This is a genomic window from Leisingera sp. JC11, assembly GCF_040704725.1.
Lineage (GTDB): Bacteria > Pseudomonadota > Alphaproteobacteria > Rhodobacterales > Rhodobacteraceae > Leisingera.
Window position 1 is genome coordinate 25,088 of sequence record NZ_JBFCVS010000006.1, and the last position, 21,213, is coordinate 46,300.

General features: G+C 65.6%; 21 protein-coding genes. 7 read left to right on the forward strand and 14 right to left on the reverse strand.

Features of this window, described 5'->3' with window-relative positions; all coding sequences use genetic code 11:
• Window positions 1-148: 148 nt before the first annotated feature.
• From AB1A62_RS08270 to AB1A62_RS08295, 6 genes are all read right to left on the reverse strand, one after another.
• Window positions 149-1,171 carry a transporter substrate-binding domain-containing protein gene (locus tag AB1A62_RS08270; RefSeq protein ID WP_366661037.1) on the reverse strand — a complete coding sequence of 341 codons (1,023 nt, stop codon included), beginning with the start codon at window positions 1,169-1,171 and terminating at the stop codon, window positions 149-151.
• Window positions 1,172-1,185: 14 nt separating this feature from the next.
• Window positions 1,186-2,265, reverse strand: coding sequence for a transporter substrate-binding domain-containing protein (locus AB1A62_RS08275; RefSeq protein ID WP_366661038.1), 1,080 nt, complete (start codon window positions 2,263-2,265; stop codon window positions 1,186-1,188).
• 143 nt (window positions 2,266-2,408) lie between these two features.
• Complete coding sequence (locus tag AB1A62_RS08280) at window positions 2,409-3,158, reverse strand: hypothetical protein (RefSeq protein WP_366661039.1); 750 nt, start codon at window positions 3,156-3,158, stop codon at window positions 2,409-2,411.
• Between the two features lie 235 nt (window positions 3,159-3,393).
• On the reverse strand, window positions 3,394-6,396 hold the full coding sequence (ileS, locus tag AB1A62_RS08285; protein WP_366661040.1) for an isoleucine--tRNA ligase: 3,003 nt from the start codon (window positions 6,394-6,396) through the stop codon (window positions 3,394-3,396).
• A gap of 273 nt (window positions 6,397-6,669) precedes the next feature.
• A complete protein-coding gene (locus AB1A62_RS08290) occupies window positions 6,670-7,158 on the reverse strand; it encodes a DUF2269 domain-containing protein (protein WP_366661041.1) in 489 nt (162 codons plus the stop codon).
• Window position 7,159: 1 nt separating this feature from the next.
• Window positions 7,160-8,467: an SDR family oxidoreductase gene (locus AB1A62_RS08295; protein WP_366661042.1), complete on the reverse strand. Its 1,308-nt coding sequence runs from the start codon at window positions 8,465-8,467 to the stop codon at window positions 7,160-7,162.
• A 157-nt stretch (window positions 8,468-8,624) separates the two neighbouring features.
• Here AB1A62_RS08295 and AB1A62_RS08300 point away from each other — a divergent pair, with 157 nt between their 5' ends.
• Window positions 8,625-9,047, forward strand: a complete 423-nt coding sequence (locus AB1A62_RS08300; RefSeq protein ID WP_366661043.1) for a group III truncated hemoglobin — start codon at window positions 8,625-8,627, stop codon at window positions 9,045-9,047.
• Window positions 9,048-9,054: 7 nt separating this feature from the next.
• Here AB1A62_RS08300 and AB1A62_RS08305 read toward each other — a convergent pair whose 3' ends face one another.
• Genes AB1A62_RS08305 through AB1A62_RS08315 form a run of 3 tightly spaced genes read right to left on the reverse strand, consistent with a single transcriptional unit; the run spans window position 9,055 to window position 11,908 of the window.
• Complete coding sequence (locus AB1A62_RS08305) at window positions 9,055-10,044, reverse strand: YcjF family protein (RefSeq protein ID WP_366661044.1); 990 nt, start codon at window positions 10,042-10,044, stop codon at window positions 9,055-9,057.
• Window positions 10,041-10,496, reverse strand: a complete 456-nt coding sequence (locus AB1A62_RS08310) for a GNAT family N-acetyltransferase (protein ID WP_366661045.1) — start codon at window positions 10,494-10,496, stop codon at window positions 10,041-10,043. The genes AB1A62_RS08305 and AB1A62_RS08310 overlap by 4 nt, the downstream gene beginning before the upstream one ends.
• The gene (locus AB1A62_RS08315; RefSeq protein ID WP_366661046.1) at window positions 10,493-11,908 is read right to left on the reverse strand and encodes a YcjX family protein; all 1,416 of its coding nucleotides are present in this window, start codon (window positions 11,906-11,908) and stop codon (window positions 10,493-10,495) included. The genes AB1A62_RS08310 and AB1A62_RS08315 overlap by 4 nt, the downstream gene beginning before the upstream one ends.
• A gap of 192 nt (window positions 11,909-12,100) precedes the next feature.
• Here AB1A62_RS08315 and truA point away from each other — a divergent pair, with 192 nt between their 5' ends.
• The 3 genes from truA to AB1A62_RS08330 all read left to right on the forward strand — a co-directional run bounded on the left by truA (window position 12,101) and on the right by AB1A62_RS08330 (window position 14,826).
• A complete protein-coding gene (truA, locus tag AB1A62_RS08320) occupies window positions 12,101-12,868 on the forward strand; it encodes a tRNA pseudouridine(38-40) synthase TruA (protein ID WP_366661047.1) in 768 nt (255 codons plus the stop codon).
• Window positions 12,869-13,061: 193 nt separating this feature from the next.
• Window positions 13,062-13,796 carry an NYN domain-containing protein gene (locus AB1A62_RS08325; protein WP_366661048.1) on the forward strand — a complete coding sequence of 245 codons (735 nt, stop codon included), beginning with the start codon at window positions 13,062-13,064 and terminating at the stop codon, window positions 13,794-13,796.
• Between the two features lie 94 nt (window positions 13,797-13,890).
• Window positions 13,891-14,826: a glyoxylate/hydroxypyruvate reductase A gene (locus AB1A62_RS08330; RefSeq protein WP_366661049.1), complete on the forward strand. Its 936-nt coding sequence runs from the start codon at window positions 13,891-13,893 to the stop codon at window positions 14,824-14,826.
• Window positions 14,827-14,841: 15 nt separating this feature from the next.
• On the opposite strand, the gene AB1A62_RS08335 is transcribed toward AB1A62_RS08330, so the two are convergent.
• The 3 genes from AB1A62_RS08335 to AB1A62_RS08345 all read right to left on the reverse strand — a co-directional run bounded on the left by AB1A62_RS08335 (window position 14,842) and on the right by AB1A62_RS08345 (window position 17,694).
• Entirely contained in the window at window positions 14,842-15,558 is a 717-nt protein-coding gene (locus tag AB1A62_RS08335; protein ID WP_366661050.1) for an NAD(P)H-dependent oxidoreductase, read from the reverse strand.
• A gap of 137 nt (window positions 15,559-15,695) precedes the next feature.
• Window positions 15,696-16,055 (reverse strand): glycine cleavage system protein GcvH, encoded by a 360-nt coding sequence (gcvH, locus tag AB1A62_RS08340; protein WP_039183528.1) that lies wholly within the window; start codon window positions 16,053-16,055, stop codon window positions 15,696-15,698.
• A 190-nt stretch (window positions 16,056-16,245) separates the two neighbouring features.
• On the reverse strand, window positions 16,246-17,694 hold the full coding sequence (locus tag AB1A62_RS08345; RefSeq protein WP_366661051.1) for a glutamine synthetase family protein: 1,449 nt from the start codon (window positions 17,692-17,694) through the stop codon (window positions 16,246-16,248).
• A gap of 214 nt (window positions 17,695-17,908) precedes the next feature.
• On the opposite strand from AB1A62_RS08345, the gene AB1A62_RS08350 reads away from it, so the two are divergent.
• The 3 genes from AB1A62_RS08350 to AB1A62_RS08360 all read left to right on the forward strand — a co-directional run bounded on the left by AB1A62_RS08350 (window position 17,909) and on the right by AB1A62_RS08360 (window position 20,186).
• A complete protein-coding gene (locus AB1A62_RS08350) occupies window positions 17,909-18,685 on the forward strand; it encodes an IclR family transcriptional regulator C-terminal domain-containing protein (protein WP_366661052.1) in 777 nt (258 codons plus the stop codon).
• An 81-nt stretch (window positions 18,686-18,766) separates the two neighbouring features.
• Window positions 18,767-19,081 (forward strand): hypothetical protein, encoded by a 315-nt coding sequence (locus tag AB1A62_RS08355; protein ID WP_366661053.1) that lies wholly within the window; start codon window positions 18,767-18,769, stop codon window positions 19,079-19,081.
• 121 nt (window positions 19,082-19,202) lie between these two features.
• Window positions 19,203-20,186 carry a glyceraldehyde 3-phosphate dehydrogenase NAD-binding domain-containing protein gene (locus AB1A62_RS08360; protein WP_366661054.1) on the forward strand — a complete coding sequence of 328 codons (984 nt, stop codon included), beginning with the start codon at window positions 19,203-19,205 and terminating at the stop codon, window positions 20,184-20,186.
• Window positions 20,187-20,253: 67 nt separating this feature from the next.
• Here AB1A62_RS08360 and AB1A62_RS08365 read toward each other — a convergent pair whose 3' ends face one another.
• Together AB1A62_RS08365 and AB1A62_RS08370 are read right to left on the reverse strand one after the other, a co-directional pair.
• Entirely contained in the window at window positions 20,254-20,862 is a 609-nt protein-coding gene (locus AB1A62_RS08365) for a hypothetical protein (RefSeq protein ID WP_366661055.1), read from the reverse strand.
• Window positions 20,863-20,923: 61 nt separating this feature from the next.
• Window positions 20,924-21,190, reverse strand: a complete 267-nt coding sequence (locus AB1A62_RS08370; protein WP_366661056.1) for a hypothetical protein — start codon at window positions 21,188-21,190, stop codon at window positions 20,924-20,926.
• Between the last annotated feature and the right edge of the window lie 23 nt (window positions 21,191-21,213).

Here is a 21,213-nt window from a genome sequence, read left to right on the forward strand (position 1 = left end):
GAAAATGCGGTCTGGCAGAACACCTGCTGATGCAACGCGCCTTGTCGGCGGGCCGGATCACCCCTGGCGATGAAAGGCAGGAGAAGCGAAGGCGGCTTTTCACGGCTAATAAAAGGCCAGGACGCTGACACCCTGACCTCTCCGGCGGTTATTGCAGCTGCGCCCAGAACAATTCCAGATGGCGCGACATGATCTCCTCGAACCGGCCGCTGTCGCGCAGGTTTTGAAGCCCTGCATTGATCCGGTAGAGATGGGTGGTGCCCCGCCAGTGGCGCTTGGAAATCACCACGTGCAGGCCTTCCTCCGACAGCGGTTTCTCCAGCGGCACCACGGTGTCGCGCAGGTCCTCCGCCACGATGGTATTGGCACCTAGGAACAGGTTTACCGCCGCCGCGTCCACCTGCCCCTCCGCCACCATGCGGAAGCAGTCCGCCGGGGTGTCCGGCTGCACCAGCGTGATCTTTTCCGCGTCCAGCCAGCGCCGGTCCGGGCGGTTCAGGTCATGGGTGAAATACCCCGCCGGGCGGCATAATGTCTTTCCTTCGACATCGGCATCCTCGGCGTATTCAAAGCCGCCGCCTGCCCGCACAAACAGCATGATGGGCATGGTCATCACCGGCTCGGAAAAGTGGAAGTTCGCACAGCGCTCGTTGTCCGGCTCTGCCGCGCAGTCGGGTTTCAGCCAGGGGAAGCCCATATCGAACTCTTTCTTGTCGAGCATCGGGAACAGGTGCCTGGACCAGTCGTCCTCCCAGCTGACCGAGTAGCTGACCGGCGCCGGCGCCAGCTCCAGCGCGGCGTTGATCAGCTCCGTCACCATGCCCTGCCCCGGCAGGCTGCGGTCGGTGAACGGGCCGTAGCCGCTGCCGGTCAGCAGCGTCAGCTCCGCCTTCTCCTGCCGCAGCGGGGTGGCATCCGGCGCGGTGGCGCCGGTCAGGCAGGGAATGAACAGCTTGCGGCCCGGCAGCACCGTGGCGCCTGCCAGCAGTTTCTGGTTGCGGTAATAGACCATGGTCCAGCGGTTGCGGTCGCCATAGTGGGTTTCCGCGATGGAGAACAGCGTGTCCCCCGGCTGCGCCACATAGTCGACATCACAGATCGCCCAGGCCGCGGCTGGCGCCATGGTGAACAAGGCGGCCAGCTGGAAGAGGCGCGAGAAAAGCCGTTTCATGCAGGCATCCTCCCTCAGAACCCGGCCCAGATCCGGGCCATGTGGTCTTCGACGATGGTCTGATAGCTGCCATCCTCCTGAATTGCGCGCAGGCCCTTGTTGATCATCGTCAGCATTTCATCGGCGCGCGGATGGGTCTTGTGCACCACCACATAGATGCCCAGCACCGACAGCGGCTGCGGCAGCACGGTGAACTGATCCGTGATGCCGTTCTCCTTCATCACGCTGCGGCCGGTGAATTCGTTGATCGCCACTGCGTCCGCTTCGCCCGCGGCCACCATGTCAAAACAATCCTTCACCATGTGCGGCTGCTTCAGGGTGATCTTCTTCTCCGCAATCCAGTTGCGGCCGCGCTCATCCAAATCAAAGGTCAGGTAACCGGCGGGGCGGCACAGGGTCTTGCCCTCGATATCGCTGTCGCTGGTGAACACAAACGGCCGGTCCTTATGCGCGAACAGCAGCATCAGGGTTTCGAACATCGGCTCGGAGAAGTGGAAGTTCTGGCAGCGGTAGCTGTCCGGCATGGTTTCACAGTCGGGCTTGTACCAGGGGAAGCCCAGATCCAGCAGTGCGTTGGACAGCAGCGGATCGAAATGAGAGGACCAGTCATTGACCCAATGGATAGCGTAGCCTTCGGAAGGCGCGGCCTGAGCCATCGCCGCATTCACCACCTCGGTGATCAGCCCGCCATTGTGCGCGGCCTTGGAGGTGAAGGGCGCATAGTCGTCCCCGGTCAGCAGGTTGATCTTCTTGCGCACCGCCGCGTTTCCCGGCGCCACCTTGACCGGCACCGCAACGGCAGGGGCAGCGGCAGAGATTTCCCTGCCGCCCGGCAGGCCCAGCGGCAGCCCTTCCAGGCAGGCCAGCGACAGCTTCATGCCGACACGGATGGCCTCCGGCTTGGGCCCGATCTGGTCAATGTTGCGGTTGTGGATGGCGCTCCACTTGCCCGCGTCCTTATACAGCTTGTCAGCGATCACCGACAGGCTGTCACCGGATTGCACGGTATAAATGCCGCCGCAGGTTTCAGCGGCGGCGGACGTGGCGAAAAGGCCGGACAGCCCGATGGCAGCGGCAGCGAAAAAGGTCTTCATGTTCCCCCCGGAAGTAAGCGGCGCCTGGTCCGCGGAATGGGCGGGCGGCGCCTGTTGATCTGTTTTGCTGTTGATAATGGTGCGCGGACAAAACAGCTGCCCGCACGGCGGCACCTTTCACGGGCCGCCGCGGTTAAAAGTGCTTAGTTTCCGACGAACAACGCCAGCAGCGTGGCCGTATCCACCCGCCCGTCAGCACCGATCAGGCTGGCAGGGACCGAGATTTCCTGCCGCTCATAGGCGCCGTTCACCAGCTGGTCGATATAGGCCGCGGACTGGCCCTGTGCGGCGGCCGTCAGCACCATCTTGTAAAGCGCAGAGCCTTCGGCGGTTACCGCAGCCGGGGCCGGGGCAGCCGAGGGCTGGGTACCCTGTTTACTGCGCAGCGCCGCCAGCGTGCCTTCGGTTATGCGCGCCACCAGTGCATCCTCGCCGCCGGCTGCAGCGCCTTCGAGCCCCGCTGCTGCAGCGGCACCTGCCGGAACCTCTGCCGCAGGCCGGTCAGCCTGCAGCGCCGCAACCTGTGCGTCCTCCGCAGGCGCGCTGCCGCCAAACTGAAAGTAGAGGAGCATCGCAGCAGCCACCGCCAGCCCGGCAGCCGCAAGACCCAGCTTCGGCAGCGCAGACCCGTTTTCGGCAGGCACCGGTGCGAATTGCTGCGGCTTTGGAGCCGCTTGCGGCTTCACCTCCGCAGGTTTTGCGGATTTGGCGGCCTTCGCCGCGGTTGCGCCGGCAGAGGCTTTTGCCTTGTTTGCCTTGTCTGTCCCGGAGCTGGCCGCAACAAGCCCGATTTTGATGTTCTTCGGTGCTGACACCCCGTCAATCCGGACTGCCGCGCCGCGCGCCTTATCCGGCTCAGCTGCCGGCTGCGCATCCGCTTTCAGCTTCAGCATAAAAAACTGTCCCCCTGCCCCATGCCATATTTTGAAATGTCGGCTTAAAATCTACATGGAATTAACGTTTTATTAACCAGTTGTGGAAAACCGGTCAACATCTAGAGGAATCTGTTCAGGAAGAACACAAGGAATTTCCCGGGAAACGTGTGGAAAATGCCGTTAATATAGCGCAAATAGACAACGCCCGGCGTTCAGGCCGGGCGTTGCGTGCAATTCTTAGGTGAGCAGCGGCTTATCCCAGCGCGCTGTCGCAGCGGCCGCAGACCCCTTCGTGGCTGTGGCTGCCGACATCCGGCAGGATCTTCCAGCAGCGCTGGCACTTGCCGCCCTCGGCCTTTTCAAACACCACCGACACACCGTCCACTTCCGGCATGCGAAATGCTTCGGCCGGGGCCGGGTCGCCGGTCAGCGCGATGTCCGAAGTAATGCAGACATCGGCGAAATTGACCGACTTCAGCGCCGCCAGAGCCTCCGTATCGCGCACATGCACCACCGGTGCCGCCTCCAGCGAGGCGCCGATCACCTTGTCGGTGCGCTGCACTTCCAGCGCCGCGGTCACCACCCGGCGGGCCTGGCGGATTTTGGACCACTTGGCGGCCAGCGGCTCGTTCAGCCAGTCGGCGGGGGTCTCCGGGATATCCTGCAGGTGCACGGAGCTGCCTTCACCCGGGTATTTCTCCAGCCACACCTCTTCCATGGTGAACACCAGGATCGGCGCCAGCCAGGTGGTCAGGCGGTGGAACAGGATGTCCAGCACGGTGCGCGCCGCACGGGCGTTCAGGGTGTCGCCGTCGCAGTAGAGCGCATCCTTGCGGATGTCGAAGTAGAAGGCCGACAGATCCACGGTGGCAAAGTTGAAGACCGCCGAGAACACGCCCTGGAAGTCGAACGACTGGTAGCCGGTGCGGACCTTGTGATCCAGTTCGGCCAGACGGTGCAGCACCCACTGTTCCAGTTCGGGCATATCCGCAGGCTCAACCCGCTGATCCTCGCTGAAGTCGCCCAAGCTGCCCAGCATGAAGCGCATGGTGTTGCGCAGGCGGCGGTAGCTGTCGGCGGTGCCTTTCAGGATTTCCGGGCCGATCCGCTGGTCGGCGGTGTAATCGGTCTGGGCCACCCACAGGCGCAGGATGTCGGCGCCGTACTGTTTGACGACCTCTTCCGGCACAATGGTGTTGCCGAGCGACTTGGACATTTTCATGCCCTTCTCGTCCAGCGTGAAGCCATGGGTCACCACGTTGCGGTAAGGCGCGCGGCCCTTGGTGCCGCAGGCCTGCAGCAGCGAGGAGTGGAACCAGCCGCGGTGCTGGTCGGTGCCTTCCATGTAGACGTCGGCGATGCCGTCCTCGGTGCCGTCTTCGCGGTCGCGCAGCACAAAGGCATGGGTCGAGCCGCTGTCGAACCACACGTCCAGCACGTCGAATACCTGGTCATAAGCGTCCGCATCGACGATGCCGTCCAGCACGTGGGCCTTGAAGCCGTCCTGATACCAGACGTCGGCGCCGTGTTCCTCGAACTCCGCAACGATGCGCTTGTTCACGTCTTCGTTGCGCAAGAGGAAGTCCGCATCGGTCGGCAACGCCCCTTTCTTGGTGAAGCAGGTGAGCGGCACACCCCAGGCGCGCTGGCGCGACAGCACCCAGTCAGGGCGGCTTTCGATCATCGAATGCAGGCGGTTGCGGCCCGTTTGCGGCCACCATTTCACCAATTCGTCGATCGAGCGCAGCGCGCGCTCGCGGATGCTGTTGCCCATCTCATCCATGCCGTCGTCCAGCTTGCGGTCGACAGAGGCAAACCACTGCGGCGTGTTGCGGTAGATGATCGGCGCTTTGGAGCGCCAGGAATGCGGGTAGCTGTGCTTGATCTTGCCGCGCGCCAGCAGGCCGCCGACCTCAACCAGCTTGTCGATGATGGTCTTGTTGGCATCGCCCTCACCGCCCTTGCGGTTGAGGATGTAGGTGCCGCCAAAGAACGGCAGGTCAGCCCGGAAGCCGCCGTCGTCCATCACGTTGTAGGTGATCATCTGCTCCAGCATGTTCAGATCACGGTAGAGCTCGAATTCCTCCATACCGTGGCTGGGTGCGCAGTGAACAAAGCCGGTGCCTTCGGTGTCGGTCACAAAGGGGGCGGCGCGGAAGTCGCGGATGCCGTCCCATTCGCCGTTCGAGCCTTCGGCGCCTGCAAGCGGATGCTGCAGCGACAGGCTGGACAATTCGTCAGCGGAGACGCCGCGCAGGCGCGCGTACTGGTCCTCGCCCAGGCGGGCACGCTTGAACACCTCTGCCGCCAGATTGTCGGCCAGCAGGAAGCGGTCGCCGGTATTGGCCCAGCATTCCTCCGGGGTGCCGGTCACTTCATAAAGGCCATAAGCAATGTCCGCGCCGTACACCACCGCCTTGTTCGAGGGGATGGTCCAGGGCGTGGTGGTCCAGATCACCACATGGGCGCCTTCCAGGTCCTGTGCCACGATCGCCGAGTCGGCGCCTGCGAAATCAGCATCCTCGCCGTCGGCGGCCACAAACCCGCCAGCCTCGGCCACCTTGAACTTCACCCAGATGGTGAAGCTTTCCTTGTCGTGGTATTCGACCTCGGCCTCGGCCAGGGCGGTCTTCTCGACCGGAGACCACATCACGGGCTTGGAGCCCTGATACAGCGTGCCGTTCATCAGGAATTTCATGAACTCATCCGCGATCACCGCCTCGGCGTGGTAGTTCATAGTGAGATACGGATCATCCCAGTTGCCGGTGATGCCCAGCCGCTTGAACTCCTCGCGCTGGATATCGACCCAGCCGTCGGCAAAGGCGCGGCATTCCTGGCGGAATTCCACAACCGGCACCGCGTCCTTGTTCTTGCCCTTCTTGCGGTACTGCTCCTCGATCTTCCATTCGATCGGCAGGCCGTGGCAGTCCCAGCCCGGCACATAGCGCGCGTCAAAGCCCATCATCTGGTGCGAGCGCACGATCATGTCCTTGATGGTCTTGTTCAGCGCGTGGCCGATGTGCAGGTGGCCGTTTGCATAGGGCGGGCCGTCGTGCAGGGTGAAGGGCTTGCGTTCCCCGTCTGTGCCCTTGGCCCCGGCGGCCTTCTCGCGCAGCTTGTCGTAGACGCCGATCTGCGCCCAGCGCTCCAGCCAGCCAGGCTCGCGCTTGGGCAGGCCCGCGCGCATCGGGAAATCGGTTTTCGGCAGGTTCAGGGTGTCTTTGTAGTCAGGCGTCTGGGGCGTGTCGGCGCACATCGGGGGCGTCCTTTGGATGATCAAGGTCGGAAATTGGGATATTCGGTTCGGCGCGATGGCTCAAGCGCCTTTGCCCGGCGGCTCAATGGTTTCAGAGCGCCGGGGATATAATTCGAATAATGATGGCCGCGAATAGGGACATGAGCCGCCTTATAGGACGGTGCGGCAGGAGGGTAAAGCGGCAGATGTGCCGCATTTTGATGAGGGCAGCGCCCGCCCCGATGGGGGGCGGGACGGGCGCTGCACGGCCTGCGGCCCGGCAATAAGCAAGGGCTAGCGCACCAGCCACACGCCCAGATCAGGCCGCGCCAGCATCAGCCAGAGGATCATCAGCACCGCGGCGAAGGCGGGAATGCCGCAGACGAACCAGATCGCGAACAGCCGGTGATACCGCGCGGGCAGCGCCCCTCCCGCCTCCGCTGCCGCCCGCGCCAGGTCGCGCAGCCGCAGCTGGATCCAGACCACCGGCAGCCAGAACAGCCCTGTCAGCACATAAAGCCCCAGCGACAGCGCCAGCCAGCCGGCGCTCAGCGGCCAGCCCAGCCGCCAGGCCAGCAACCCGCCGGTGACAGGCTGGGCAATCACGGCCGTGGCGGTGAACAACAGGTCTGCCAGCACCACGATGCTGGCGGTGTGGGCAATCAGCGCCGCGTCCCGCGTACGGTGTGCCATCAGCATGAAAAAGGCGATGCCCGCGCCGGTTCCCAGCAGCACGCAGGCGCCTATGACATGCAACCAGCGCAAGATCAGGTCCAGCTCCATCTCAACGCTCCTGCAGCAGCTGATGGGTGATCAGCGCCAGCATCAGCCCTGGCAGCACCTTGACCAGCGGCCCCAGCGGATCCGCCCACATCTGCGGCGTGACGGCAGTGGCTGCAGCCAAGTAGATCAGCGAGACCGCCACCATGCCCAGGCAGGCCCGCGCGGCCCAGGGCCGCCACAGGATGGCCAGCCCCAGCGCAATATCGGCAAGCGACCAGAATGCAACACTGGCTTTCGCCGGCAGGCTGCCCCATCCCGCATCCGTCAGCACCGCCACCGCAGCCTCTATCTGCCATAAACCAATCAAGCCCGAGGCCAGCCAGAACAGGCTCAGTACCGTGACGGCAGCCGGCATCAGCAGTGCCATTCGCGCATCCAGCCGGTGCGCGCGCCCGGAAGACAGCGATTTGTAGATAGTCTGGAGCGGTGCAATCCCCTGCCCCATGGCAGCCCGGTGCGGTGCGGGATCACCGCGCACACCGCTGCGGATTTCGGCCATTGCGGTGGAGCGCAGCGGAGAGCGCCAGCCCAGCCGCCCCAAAGCGTCGGCACAGGCTGCAACCGGCGGCAGCAGCCAGCCCGGGATCCGCAGCACCAGACTTGCCGGTACATACCCCAGCCAGCTGCGGGTCTCTGCCAGTACATCTTCCAGGCTGTGCGGCTGATCCTCCACTAGGTCATAGGTGCCCTGCGGCAGATCACCGCGCAGCGCAGCAACAACCGCCGCCGCCAGATCCGCCATGCCGATGCATTGCACCGGCGCGTCTGCCAGCGCCACAGGCTGCACCCACGGCACCGCTGCCAGCATTCTCAGCAGCCCCGTGCCGCCATAGGCGTTTTGCCCGATCACCAGCCCTGGCTTCAGGATACGCAGCGGCGCACCGGTGGCCCGCAAGGCTGCGTCCCCCCGCCCCTTGCTGCGCATGAACTCTGTCCCCGCGTCCGGACCTGCCCCGGCCGCTGAAATCTGCACTACCGCGATGCCCCGCTCCGCACAGGCCGTGCCCAGGGCTGCGATGGCGGTGTGATGCACGGCCTCCAGTTCACCCGGCGCCATATCCTGCAGAACCCCCGCGCAATTCACCACGGCGTCCGCGCCCTGCAGCAGCGGCGCCCAGCCCTCAGGCCGCAACAGCTGCAAGAGGTCGCCCTGCTTGAATGGAACGTCCGGCAGCACCCGCGCTGCCTGCGCGGTGCTGCGTCCCAGGCCAGTCACACGCATTCCAGCGGCCCGAAGGGTGCGCACCACCTCAGCCCCGATAAACCCATAGGCGCCTAAAACCAGCACCCTCTTCGCATTCTCCGCCATCAATGAATGCCTTTTTGACAAATCCCTCGCTCACCATAGCGGTGGCGGCCGCAGGCGCCAGCGCCGCCGCAAGCTGGAGCTGCGGCAGATGCGCCTTTACCCTTCCGCTCGGCTTGGCTTCCACCTATCTACAGGCCAAAGCAGGCCGGAGCAGACAATGACCGATACCGAAACACAGAACCCGCTGGCGCGGTTCGAGATCACCGCAGAGGAAATCTCCCGCGTGGTGGCGGTGTTCTACATGCAGGTGCGCGCCGATGATGTGCTGGGTCCGGTGTTTGCCGCCCATGTCAGCGACTGGCCGGAGCATGAGGAGAAGATCGCAGGCTTCTGGCGCAATGCGATCCTGCGCGAGCGCAGCTACAGCGGCAATCCGATGCGGGTGCATGTCTCGCGGCCCGACGTGAAGGCAGAGCACTTCCCGATCTGGCTGGGCCTGTTCCACGAGGTGCTGCGCGCGGAACTGCCGGAGCGCACCGCGCTGCAATGGAGCGCCCTGGCCGACCGCATCGGCGAGGGTTTCCGCACCGGCGTCGTGGCGATGCGCCAGCCCAAGGACCAGCCGCCCAAACTGTTCTGAACGCCGCCTATTTTTCCTTTGAAAACAGACCCGTCAGCGCCCGCTGGACCACCTTGCGGGTGCTGGGCCGGTGCTGCGGCGAGAACGGCATCGGGCGGCAAACCTCCATCGCAGCGATGCCAACGCGGGCAGACAAAGCACCGTTGACCAGCCCCTCGCCGAAACGGCGGGAGAGTTTCGACAGCACGGAGCCGCCCAGCACCGGCTCCAGCAGATCATCGCCCGCGGCCACTGCGCCGGTGGCAGCCAGATGCGCCAGCACCGCGCGGGTCAGCCGCCAGGAACTGAAGAAACCGGGGCGGCCGCCATAAATCCCCGCCACCCGGCGGATCATGCGCAGCGAAGAGACCAGCGCCGTCAGTATATCCGCCAGCGCCATCGGCACCAGCGCGGTCACTGTCGCGACCTGCCGGGCGGCGGCCTCCACCTCGCGCAGGGCCAGCGCGTCCAGCGGCACCAGAAGCTCTTCCTCTGCCAGCAGCAGCAAGGCGTCGCCGTCCATTATGTCCGCCTGGCGCTCCGCCAGCCGGGCCTGGTGCCAGGTAAGATCCTCGCGCCCCTTGTAGAAGCCCTCCAGCCGGGCGGTGAAAGCGCGGGCCGAGGCAAGATCCGCAGCCTCTGCCGCCTGATGCCGCAGGGCATCGACGCGGCGCAGCCGCGACAGCGCGGCCAGCTCGCGCAAGCCCATCGCCAGCGCCAGCAGCAGCAGCATGGCCAGCCCGGCGCTGACGGCCCAGCCGAGCACCGGCACCCGGGCGATCAAGCCGGCGGCAAAGTCCCAAGCCGCGACCGAGGCCATGGCGCCAACCACCGCAACCAGCAGCGCCCAGAACCAGCGCGCCAGCCGCGACGGCCTGCGGGCTGCAATGCGAGCGGCCTGCTCCATTGCGGCCGGCGGGGCCGCCAGAAAAGCCGGATCAGGGACCGGCGGCGCCTCCGCAACGGAGGGCGCCTCGGCCTCCTCCTCCAGATCAAACAGGACCGGTTTGTTGCTCATGCAGCGGCCTCCCGTGCTGCGCGCCATTCATAGGCGATGTCGGGCAGGCCTTCCTCGTTGTTCGTGCCATCGCCGCGGCCGGTCTCGGAGAATCCTTCGCGCTGGTAGAACTTTTGCGCCCGTTCATTCGCCGTGAAAGTTCGCAAGATGAGCCGCGGCGCAGCCGCCTTGGCCGCATCCAGCAGCATCTTGCCTGCACCCTGGCCGCAGGCGTCGGGTGCAAGGTAGAGCGAGCAGACCTCGTCTTCCTTGCGGGCCAGAAACCCGAGGATCTGCCCGCCCCGTTCCGCCACAGTCACCCAGCCGCGATCGATCATGACGCCGCAGAAAGAGATCACCTCGGCGGAGGAATAGAGCTTGGGCATCCAAGCGGTATCCTGTTGAAACCGGTAGAGAATATCCCCAACCGTTCCGGCATCCAAAGGCGTGGCGGGGCGCAGGGACAGGGTCACAGGGCATCTCCGATCAGGAAGTCTGCGGCGCGGTCCAGGCGGATGTGCGGCGGACCGCTGCCGTGTTTCAGAGTAAGCGGCGCGGGCGCAAAGGCCATCGCCTGATAGTCGCCCTCCAGCCAGCGCTCAGCTCCCTGCCGCGCAGGGGTCAGCAGCTGGGCTGGGTCCTCGGGCAGCGCGCCGGGGTAAAAGGCCGCCTGTTTGCCGGTCTCCAGCAGAGTGCCGCGCACGCAGGGCAGCTCGGTCCCGTTGTGGCTGCGCATTTCTTCCGTTGTCGTGCGCAGAGAGGCCAGTGCCAGCGCCGCAGTCTCAGCGCCGGCAAAGCGGGCGCGGTCCTGCGCCTCGCGGGTCAGGGCCTCGATGACGGCGGTCATCTGCGGGTGCTGGGCGTGGTGCAGGTGGTCGGCCTTGGTCGCGGCAAAGAGGATCTTCTCCACCCGCTTTCCGCCCAGGAGCCGGGTCAGGAAATGGTTGCGGCCCGGTTTGAAGGCGCTGAGGATATCGGTCATCGCATGGCGCAGGTCCTCTACCGCCTGCGGGCCGGAATGGATTGCCGAGAGCGCATCCACCAGCACCACCTGCCGGTCGATGCGGGCAAAGTGGTCGCGGAAGAAGGGTTTGACGACCTTGGATTTATAGGCCTCGTAGCGCCGGTCCATTTCGCGCCACAGGCTGCCCCGCGGGGCGCTGCCGTCCTGCGGCAGGGGGGCGAAGGTCAGCACCGGCGAGCCTTCCAGATCGCCGGGCAGCAGGAAGCGCCCCGGGGTGCAATCATAGAACCCCGCCGCGCGGGCGGAGGCCAAGTAGTCCGTGAAGGCGGCGGCAAGCGCCTGGGCTTGCGGTTCGTCATGTGTCCCTGCGGGGACAACCTTGGATTGTTCAGCCAAAAAACGGGCCGCCTGCGGGCGGCTGGCTATCCGGGCAAGCACATCCGCTGACCACTCGGCGTAGGTTTTGTCCAGCAAGGCCAGATCCAGCAGCCACTCGCCCGGGTAGTCGACAATATCCAGATGCAGCGTGCGCGGCCCCTGCAGGCCCGCCAGCAGGCCGGCGGGCCGCACCTTGAGGCTGAGACGCAGCTCTGACACCGCCCTTGTGCTGTCCGGCCAATGCGGTGACGGCCCGGTCAGCGCCGCGAGGTGGTTTTCATAGTCGAACCGCGGCACGGTGTCGTCGGGCTGGGGCTGCAGGAAGGCGGCCTCGATCCGTCCTTCGCGCGCGGCGTTCAGCTGCAGCATCCGGCCCCGGTCCATCAGGTTGGCGACAAGTGAGGTGATGAACACCGTCTTGCCGGAGCGCGCGAGCCCGGTGACGCCCAGGCGCAAGGGCCGGTCGAACAGCGCCGAGGAGAGGCCGCTGGCGGCGCTCTCCACCCCGCTTATCACCCCATCTGCAAGGGAGGTTATCACCAAGGCCCTGATCCTGCTCTGTTCTTGCTGCTGACAAGATAGGCAGCATGCCGCCGGGATACCAGCCGCAGCCGCGGCAAGCGCTTGCGTTCATAACATGCTGGTGCCGGCGATCCACAACCCCGGTCGTCCGCAACAGAGCATCTCCGCACGCGGGGCTTGCCCCGGCCCCGCCCTGTTGCTAGTTGCCCGGCCATGCCGCGTTTTGCTTTGAAAGTCGAATACCACGGGAAGCCTTTTGCCGGCTGGCAAAGGCAAAAGGACTTGCCGTCCGTGCAGGGCGCGATCGAGGCTGCGCTGGCGCGGCTGGAGCCGGGGGAGCACACCATTGCTGCGGCCGGACGCACGGATACCGGTGTGCATGCGCTGGGACAGGTGGCGCATTGCGACCTGACCAAGGAGTGGGACCCGTTCCGCCTGTCGGAGGCGCTGAACTACCACCTGAAGCCCGATCCGGTGGCCATCGTGGACTGCGCGCGGGTCGCGGACAACTGGCACGCCCGGTTCTCAGCCGTGGAGCGGCAGTATCTGTTCCGCATCCTGATCCGCCGCGCACCTGCCACCCATGACGCAGGGCAGGTCTGGCAGCTGAGCCATGACCTCGACGCGAAGGCCATGCAGGAGGCCGCCAACCACTTGATCGGAAACCATGATTTCACCACCTTCCGCTCTTCGATCTGCCAGGCGGCCAGCCCGGTCAAGACGCTGGACGAGCTGACGGTGGAGCGGGTGCAGGGCTTCTCCGGGCCGGAAATCCATTTCCACGTCCGCGCCCGCAGCTTCCTGCACAACCAGGTCAGAAGCTTTGTCGGCACGCTGGAGCGGGTCGGCGCCGGGGCCTGGGAACCGGCGGACGTGAAAGCCGCGCTGGAGGCCTGCGATCGGGCGGCCTGCGGGCCGGTCTGCCCGGGCCATGGCCTTTATCTGGCGCGTGTAGGCTATCCGGACGATCCGTTCGTCTGAGCCCGGAATTCGGAGGGGGCGGCATCCGTACACCCCCTGTGCACCCCCTGTGCACCGGGCCGCTGCCACACCCCTGCCATTCTATCGCCACACCCTTCCTTCACACTGACGCAGGACCTGACCAACCGGCAGCGACCCTGCAGCGGCATTGTGCGCGGCGGGGCGGCCCAATAACACGAAGCAGAGACCCCGAATGCCCGCTACAGCCAAACCGCCCCTTCTGGCCGTCCTGATCGACGCCGACAATATCTCCGCCAAATACGCCGAGGCGATGTTCGAGGAGATCGCCTCCCTCGGCGAGGCCAGCATCCGCCGCATCTATGGCGATTTTGCCGGCGGCGGGCCGCAGGGCTGGAACAAGGAGAAGCTGGCGGCGCTGGCGATTGTGCCGCATCAGCAGTTTGCCAATACCACCGGCAAGAACGCCTCTGATATCGCGCTGGTGATCGACGCGATGGACATCCTGCATTCGGGCCGCTTCGACGGCTTTGTGCTGATTTCCTCGGACAGCGATTTCACCCGGCTGGCCAGCCGCATCCGCGAACAGGGGGTGGATGTGTTCGGCATGGGCATGCGCAAGACGCCGGCCGCCTTCGTGCAGGCCTGCAAGCGGTTCATCTATGTGGAGAACCTGCTGGAGGAGCCGGGCAAAGCCAAGACAAAGCCGAAGAAGGAAGACGGCAATGGCCATGCCCCTTCGGAACTGCCGGACCCGGCCAAGCTGGTGGTGCGGGCAATGGATGCGATCGGCCAGGAGGACGAATGGTTCACCCTGGGCCAGATCGGCCAGTATATCACCGCGGCGTTTCCGGATTTCGACACCCGCAGCTATGGCAAGCGCAAGCTGAGCGAGCTGATAGCCACGCTGAAACTGTTTGAGACCAAGCGCGGCGAGGGCAACCAGATCCTGGTGCGGCGCCTGGACTGACCCTGGGCTGCGGCCAGGGCAGAAACCGGCTTCCTCTTTGGCGCAAACCGTGGCTTAGTCCGGCAACAGGGACGCGGCGACGGGAGGAACGCGCATGGCAATGCTGATCAGCATCGGCCACGACGGCTGGTACACCGAGGAACAGATGGCGGAACAGCTGCGGGCGATGGCGCCCGGCGCAGATATCCGGCCCGTCTCTGACCCTGGCAACCTGGAAGACATCACCGTGCTGGCGGTTTCCGCGCTGAAGGGCGATTTGCCTGAACAGCTGCCGAACCTGCAACTGGTGCAGAAACTGGGCGCCGGGGTGGATACCATCGTGGCGCACCCCAGCCTGGCACCGCATGTGCGGGTGGCCCGGCTGAGACCGCTGGAGCCTGCGCATGAGATTGCGGAGTACTGCCTGGCCTATGTGCTGCGCGGCCAGCGCAACATGGCGGCGCACACGGCCTCGCAATCCCGCAGCGCCTGGGAGCCGCTGGCGCCGGGGCGACCGGCGGAAACCACCGTCGGCGTGCTGGGGCTGGGCCATATCGGCGGCATGACCGCGCAGCTGCTGCGGGACATGCGGTTCCGGGTGCTGGGCTGGAGCCGCTCGCCCAAGGAGATCGAGGGCGTCGACTGCCGCCATGGCGAAGCGGCGCTGCATCAGATGCTGGGCGAATGCGATTACGTCTGTTCGATTCTGCCCTCCACCCCCGCCACCCGCAGGCTGATGAATGCGGAAACGCTGGCGGCGATGAAGCCGGGCGCCACGCTGATCAATGCGGGCCGCGGCGATCTGGTGGATGAACCGGCGCTGCTGGCAGCGCTGGGCAAGGGCACGCCCGGCCATGCGGTGCTGGATGTGGTGAGCCAAGAGCCGCTGCCCGCGGACAACCCGCTGTGGGCGCACCCGCAGGTGACGATCACCCCGCATGTCTCCGGCTGGCACCTGGGCGATGCGCTGAAGGACGTGGTGGAGAACCTGCGGCGGCTGGAAGCGGACGAAGAGCTGCTGCATGAGGTGGACCGGCAGCGCGGGTACTGAGCGCCGACCGGACGGCTATGACCGGTAGTCCGGGTTTTCATAGTCGAACCGGCAGCCCGCCGACCATGCGTTGCGGTCGTTGCCCTCGTTCGAGTAGCCGCCCGCATCGCGCAGCATTGCGGCCAGGTGCATCAGGTTCCAGGTCATTATCGTGGTGTTGCGCTGGGTGAACTCGTTTTCGAAACCGGCGGGCTTGCCTTCCACCTCGTCACCATAGGACGGCCCCGGCCCGGCCTCGCCGATCCAGCCGCAATCGGCCTGCGGCGGGATGGTGAAGCCCAGATGGCTGAGCGCATAGCAGATCGTCATCGCAGTGTGCTTGATGCCGTCCTCGTTGCCGGTGATGACCGTGCCGCCGGTCTTGCCGTAATAGATCGACTGGCCCTTGCCGTTCAGTTCGCCGCTCATCCCGTACAGGCGCTCGATCAGGATGCGGCAGACCGAGCTTTCCTCACCCAGCCAGAGCGGGGTGCCGATCACCAGGATCTGTGCTGCCTTCACCTTTTCCCAGATCGCAGGCCAGTCGTCGCGGTCCCAGCCGTGTTCCGTCATGTCCGGATAGACGCCCGGCGGCACCGTGTGGTCGAGCATATGCAGATGCTCCGTCTTGACGCCGTTCTTGTCCATGATGGCGGAGGATGCCTCCATCAGCAGGCGGGTGTGGCTTTTGCTGCCATCCTTTTTCAGCGATGTGTTGATGAAAAGGGCCTTGAGCCCCGAAAATCCGGTCATGGCGCACCTCCTGCTGAGCGCGGGTGTTTGGCGATGACCGGATAGTAGCCCGCAACCGGCGGGTGCATAGGGCGCTGGCGGGATCGTGATCACCGCGGCGCCGGGCCTGCCGCAAGAGCCGCGGCAGGCCGGAAAAATCAGCCGATGAAGTCCTTGTAACCGGCCTCATCCATGTAGTCGTCCATCGGCGACAGGTCCGACGGCTTGATTTTGAAGAACCAGGCGTCGCCCTCGGCGTCCTCGTTCACCTTGCCCGGATCATCGGCCAGCGCCTCGTTCACCTCGACGATCTCGCCGTCCAGCGGGGCCAGGATGTCAGAGGCCGCCTTGACCGATTCAATCACCACGATCTCGTCATCCTTGGAGACTTCGGTGCCCGGCTCGGGCAGCTCGACATAGACCACCTCGCCCAGCTGCTCAGCCGCGTGGGCGGTGATGCCGACGGTGATCAGGTCGCCCTCGGGCAGCAGCCACTCGTGTTCCTCAGTGTATTTCATGGGGGTGTTTTCCTTCGAAGAGGCGTCGGGTTTCAATGTCTCAGGCCGCCGGAAATGGCGCCGCGGATGGCAAGGGGCTGCCCCTCGCATACGCGGGTATACGCTATCAACGGGCGGGGCTGGCGATCAAGACGGCATTCCCGGATCGGATAGGTTTTTTTTGCGCATCGCGCGGCTGCCCCGCGGGAGCTCAGAACAGGTTGAAATACTCCGCCTGCTCCCATTCGCTGACGGTATCCAGGTAGCGTTCCCATTCGAAGGTCTTGAGCTGCAGCAGGTAATCGGCGGTCTCCGCGCCCAGTGCTTCGCGGCAGAGGGCTGAGCCTGCAAAGCCCTCCAGCGCCTGGCCGAGGGAGCGCGGCAGGCGCGCGGCGTCCTCGCTGTAGGGCGAGAGGGTGGGTTTCGGGGCCTCCAGCCCCTCCCGGATCCCGGCGGCGCCTGCGATGATCTGGGCGGCCAGCGCGTAATAGGGGTTGGCGGAGCTGTCCGGGGCGCGGTTTTCGATCCGGCTGGCGGGGTCGCCGGGCTGCATCAGCGCGCGCAGCATGGCGCCGCGGTTGTCCTCGCCCCAGCCGATGCGGCTGGGGGCCAGCTGGAACGGCAGGTAGCGTTTGTAGCTGTTCACCGTGGGCGCGATCAGCAGGGAGGTTTCCGAGGCGTATTTCAGCAGGCCGGCCATCCAGGCGCTGGCAGGCGGGGTCAGCATCCCGGCGGTTTCCGGCATGAACAGGTTGCGGCCCGTGGCCAAATCCTGCAGCGACTGATGCACGTGCCAGCCATTGGCCATGGCATTGTCCAGCCGCGGCTTGGCCATGAAGCTGGCGTGCAGGCCGTTCCTTGCGCAGACCTCCTTGACCATGGTGCGGAACATCACCATCGCGTCGGCCTGCGCCATGGCACTGTCGGGCGCAAAGGTGAACTCGACCTGGCTGGGGCCCATTTCGATTTCCACCGACCGCACCGGCAGGCCGAGCTTCTGGGCGTTGCGGCGCAACAGGTCCAGGATGCCCTCAACCTCGCCATAGCGGGTTTCGGTGAGGTACTGGTAGCCCTGGGTCAGGTTGCGGGTCTGCACCGGGGCGCCGGGACGGGTGGCCTGGGAGTGGGCCGCGGACTTGTCGGCCAGCTCAAACAGGTGGAACTCCACCTCCAGCCCGAAGGTGGCGGCCATGCCCTGCCCCGCCAGCATCTCCACCTGCTGCTGCAGCACGGCGCAGGGCGCAAAGGGGATGGGCCGGCCGTCCGGGTAGACCGGCGTGCAGAAGATCCAGGCGGAATGGCCGGACCAGGGCAACGCGCGCCAGGTCTCGGGACGCGGCACCAGCAGAACGTCGCCTGCGCCCTGCATCGGGCCATCCAGACCCGTGCCATCCTCCCAGACCGGAAAGGCGGTGCGGTGCGAGGTATCCTTGAGCAGCAGGGTGGCGGGCACGTTGAGGCCGCGGTCGAAGACGGAGGCAAAGGCTTCTGCCATCACCGTCTTGCCGCGCAACAGCCCATGCTGGTCCGGGAACAGCACCCGCACCGTTTCGATCCCGTCAAATTGCGCGCGCGACGAGATCTCCGCCGCCTTGCGGCAGTCCTCGGGTGTCAGCAGCCCCAGGCGGGCCAGTCTGCCGGATGTGAAATCTTCTGCCATGGGCGGCCTCATGGATAGCGAGCTGCTTGAAATTGCACCGGAAATGCCCCGCCGTCCAGCCGGCGGAGATTTTTGCCGCAACCCCTTGCGCATTCTGGATATTGCGGTGCCTTTGCGCCTTGACAGCGTTCGCAAAGCGAACATTGTAGCGAACATTCGCACAAAGCGGCTGCTGGCAGCGGCGTTTTCAGGATCAGGACGGGGCGGCTTCGGCATGACAACGGCAGAACAGGACAGGAATATTTCGTCGAGCTTTGCCAAGGGGCTGGCGGTTCTGGCGGTGTTTGACGCGGAAACCCCCAGCATGACCCTGGCCGAGATCGCCCGGCGCACCGGCCAGGACCGGGCCACCGCCCGCAGGGGCGCGCTCACGCTGGTGCAGGCGGGCTATCTGCGTCAGGACGGGCGGATGCTGTCCTTGACCCCGCGGGTGCTGGCGCTGGCGGGCGGGTTCCTGCAGGCCAACCAGTTCGGCCGCCGGGTGCAGCCGGTGCTGAACCGCCATGCCCGGCAGATGCAGATCGAAGTGACGTTGGCGATGCTGGACCAGGGCCGGGTTCTGCTGCTGGCGCAATCCACCGTCGACCACGGCCATATCACCTATGGCTTCACCGCCGGCTCCCGCATTCCGCTGGCGCACACCAGCCTGGGACGGATGCTGCTGGCCGGGCTGCCGGAGGAAAAGGCGGCAGCGGTGCTGGCAGAAGCGGAGATCCCGCGCCACACCAGCCAGTCGCTGACCGACTCCGCCGCCATTCTGGAGCGCGTCACGGAGGCGCGGGAGCAGGGCTATTGCCTGACGGACAGCGAGTTCGAGGCCGGGATCACCGGCTATGCGGTGCCTGTGTCGCGGCCCGGCCAAACGCCGATCGTGGCGGGCTGCTCCGCGCCGCGGGGATCGCAGCCGGAGGCGGATGCCGAGCGGCTGCTGCGCGGCCTGCAGCTGTGCGCGGCAGAGCTGCGCCAGGCGGAAGCGGTGGACCACCTCTGACGCACCGCGCCGGAATCCCGTCCTTGCAAAGCCCCGGCCCTGCGCTAGGCTGATGCCAGTGATTTCCGCAGGAGCATTTCGATGATGAAACAGACTGCATTGGCGGCAGCCCTTTGCGCCGCACTGGCCCCGGCTGCCGGGGCCAAGGGGGTGGAAGGCAAGCAAGTTACTGTGCTGGGCCGCGACTGGGTGGTGGCGCCGGTGGAGGACGCCCCGGGCCGCTACAGCGCCACCCGGATGAACCGGGAGCACCTGGCCTTCCGCCCGCCCGCGGTGCTGACGGCGCGCCAAGCGGTCCGCGCCATCCGCACGGCCACCGGCTGCAGCGTCAATCTGGACACAATGGTGCGCAATATCACCGGCACCTATTACGCGCAGGTCATCTGCCGCAAATAGGAACAGCTTTGGCGGATCCGCGGCTTTGACGCATAAATCTGAAACATCCTCTTGGAAAATGTGATCATTTTCCCGGCAGCGGCGGATTGAGCGGCGCCGGCGCGCCTGCCATAGATTGCGCATGAAACTTGCTATCAACGGATTCGGCCGCATCGGCCGCGCCATCCTGCGCCAGATTCTGACCACACCGCGCGGCGACGGCATCGAGGTGGTGCGGATCAACGATATCGCGCCCTTGGACATGTGCGCCTATCTGTTCCAGTACGACAGCACCTTCGGCCCCTTCGCGCATCCGGTCGAGTATGGCAATGATGCGCTGCAGGTGATGGGGCGCAGCATTCCGGTCAGCCATGAGCCCGACCTGACCAAGGTGGACCTGTCGGGCGTCGATCTGGTGCTGGAATGCACCGGCATCGCCCGCACCTCGGATGTGGCAGAGCGCGGGCTGAAGGCGGGGGCCGCCAAGGTGCTGATCTCCGGCCCCTCCCCCGCGGCTGAGCTGACCATGGTGCTGGGCGCCAACGAGGAAAGTTTGGGGGATACCCGGATTGTCTCCAACGCCTCCTGCACCACCAATGCGCTGACGCCGCTGGTCAAGCTGCTGGACCAGATCGCCGGCATCGACACCGCGCACATGACGACGATCCATTGCTACACCAATTCGCAGCCGATGGTGGATGCGCCGCGGGGGGATTTCGCCCGCTCGCGCGGCGGCGCGCAGTCGATGGTGCCGACCACCACCTCTGCCATGCATCTGATCGACGAGGTGCTGCCGCATCTGAAGGGCCGCGTCAGCGGCGCCGCGGTGCGGGTGCCGACCGCCAGTGTTTCGGCGGTGGATCTGGTGGCGCATCTGAAAACCCCGATGAGCGGGGCGGACTTCACTGCCGCCCTGCGCGAAGGGGTGGCGGCCTCCAGTGTGATCGGCTGGACCGATATGCCGCTGGTCTCCTCCGACCTGCGCGCGCGGACGGAATCGCTGGTGATTGCCGGGCCGGAAACCCGCATGGCCGGCGAGCAGCAGGTGCGGGTGTTCGGCTGGTACGACAATGAATGGGGGTTTTCCGCCCGGATGCTGGATGTGGCGCGGCTGATGGCGGGGTAAGCCCTACCCCTGACCGCTGCCCACCCTGCAAGGCCCGCCGCCGGCGGGCCCAGGGTCAGGACCCTGACTATTCCTGCGGGTGCCGCCCCTGGGCCGCCAGGCGCAGCCAGCGGAAGATCAGTGTCAGCGCCAGCATGCAGACCGCGAGGCCGATCAGGTCGCCCGCGGCATAAACCGCCATCACCGGCAGCTGATCGCCGGGAAAGATCAGGCCGGAGAACACAACCGACTGCCCCGCCGAATTGATCAGGGAGGCCAGCGCGCCGACCGCCAGAAGGCTGGTCCAGGCAATCCGCCGCGATTGGCCGGCATACAGTTTCCAGCCGAACAGCCCGGCAATTTCAAAGGCCGCAAAGGCCGAAAACGCGCCGACGGCGATGGATTCCAGCAGCACAGGCTCCATCAGCTGGCGCACATTGGCGTCGGTGAACATCAGCTCTGACAGGAAGGCGCCCGCAGCCAGCGGCAGCACCGCGCGCCAGCCCAGCAGCCAGACAGCCAGCACCCGCACCCCGTGCGGCAGATAGACAAGGCTGGCAAAGACCGTCACCTCCGGCAGGAACATCCCCTGCACAGGCGTAACCACCCAGGCGGTCAGCCCGTGGCAGATGACATAAACAGCGGTAATTACCGCAAAACTCTGGAAATCAGCCAGACGCTGCAAAACTCGCATCATGATGCCCGTTTAGACAGCATATTCAAAACCTGCAATCAGATGATTGCGCGGCCGGGCACCGTCATTTTGCCGCAGGATCGAAACTCACCACATAGTGTTTGGCTTTGCTGCCCCCGGCCCGTTTGATCAGCCCCAGCTCCAGCAGCGACTTCAGGGTGCGGTGGAAGGTGGCCTGGGCCAGCCCCTTGACCAGCCGGTGATTGCGGATCTGTTCGGACTGCACCGGCTCCCCCGGTGTTTCGGTAAGTGCGTTGGCAGCCAGCAAAACATCCCGCTCAGACCGGCTCAGCCGGTCCAGGCCAAGATCACGCTCCATCTGGTGAAGCATGTCGCGAAGTTCGAATATTGGTT

Bases quoted from the DNA above. Each gene is read 5' to 3' on its own strand.
- AB1A62_RS08305 (WP_366661044.1), bottom strand. From the start codon at position 10,044: ATGAGCAACAAACCGGTCCTGTTTGATCTGGAGGAGGAGGCCGAGGCG.
- AB1A62_RS08300 (WP_366661043.1), top strand. From the start codon at position 8,625: ATGACCGATACCGAAACACAGAACCCGCTGGCGCGGTTCGAGATCACC.
- AB1A62_RS08335 (WP_366661050.1), bottom strand. From the start codon at position 15,558: ATGACCGGATTTTCGGGGCTCAAGGCCCTTTTCATCAACACATCGCTG.
- AB1A62_RS08275 (WP_366661038.1), bottom strand. From the start codon at position 2,265: ATGAAGACCTTTTTCGCTGCCGCTGCCATCGGGCTGTCCGGCCTTTTC.
- gcvH (WP_039183528.1), bottom strand. From the start codon at position 16,055: ATGAAATACACTGAGGAACACGAGTGGCTGCTGCCCGAGGGCGACCTG.
- AB1A62_RS08350 (WP_366661052.1), top strand. From the start codon at position 17,909: ATGACAACGGCAGAACAGGACAGGAATATTTCGTCGAGCTTTGCCAAG.
- AB1A62_RS08270 (WP_366661037.1), bottom strand. From the start codon at position 1,171: ATGAAACGGCTTTTCTCGCGCCTCTTCCAGCTGGCCGCCTTGTTCACC.
- AB1A62_RS08345 (WP_366661051.1), bottom strand. From the start codon at position 17,694: ATGGCAGAAGATTTCACATCCGGCAGACTGGCCCGCCTGGGGCTGCTG.
- AB1A62_RS08370 (WP_366661056.1), bottom strand. From the start codon at position 21,190: ATGCTTCACCAGATGGAGCGTGATCTTGGCCTGGACCGGCTGAGCCGG.
- AB1A62_RS08330 (WP_366661049.1), top strand. From the start codon at position 13,891: ATGGCAATGCTGATCAGCATCGGCCACGACGGCTGGTACACCGAGGAA.
- AB1A62_RS08325 (WP_366661048.1), top strand. From the start codon at position 13,062: ATGCCCGCTACAGCCAAACCGCCCCTTCTGGCCGTCCTGATCGACGCC.
- AB1A62_RS08290 (WP_366661041.1), bottom strand. From the start codon at position 7,158: ATGGAGCTGGACCTGATCTTGCGCTGGTTGCATGTCATAGGCGCCTGC.
- AB1A62_RS08360 (WP_366661054.1), top strand. From the start codon at position 19,203: ATGAAACTTGCTATCAACGGATTCGGCCGCATCGGCCGCGCCATCCTG.
- AB1A62_RS08280 (WP_366661039.1), bottom strand. From the start codon at position 3,158: ATGCTGAAGCTGAAAGCGGATGCGCAGCCGGCAGCTGAGCCGGATAAG.
- AB1A62_RS08355 (WP_366661053.1), top strand. From the start codon at position 18,767: ATGATGAAACAGACTGCATTGGCGGCAGCCCTTTGCGCCGCACTGGCC.
- truA (WP_366661047.1), top strand. From the start codon at position 12,101: ATGCCGCGTTTTGCTTTGAAAGTCGAATACCACGGGAAGCCTTTTGCC.
- ileS (WP_366661040.1), bottom strand. From the start codon at position 6,396: ATGTGCGCCGACACGCCCCAGACGCCTGACTACAAAGACACCCTGAAC.
- AB1A62_RS08295 (WP_366661042.1), bottom strand. From the start codon at position 8,467: ATGGCGGAGAATGCGAAGAGGGTGCTGGTTTTAGGCGCCTATGGGTTT.
- AB1A62_RS08365 (WP_366661055.1), bottom strand. From the start codon at position 20,862: ATGATGCGAGTTTTGCAGCGTCTGGCTGATTTCCAGAGTTTTGCGGTA.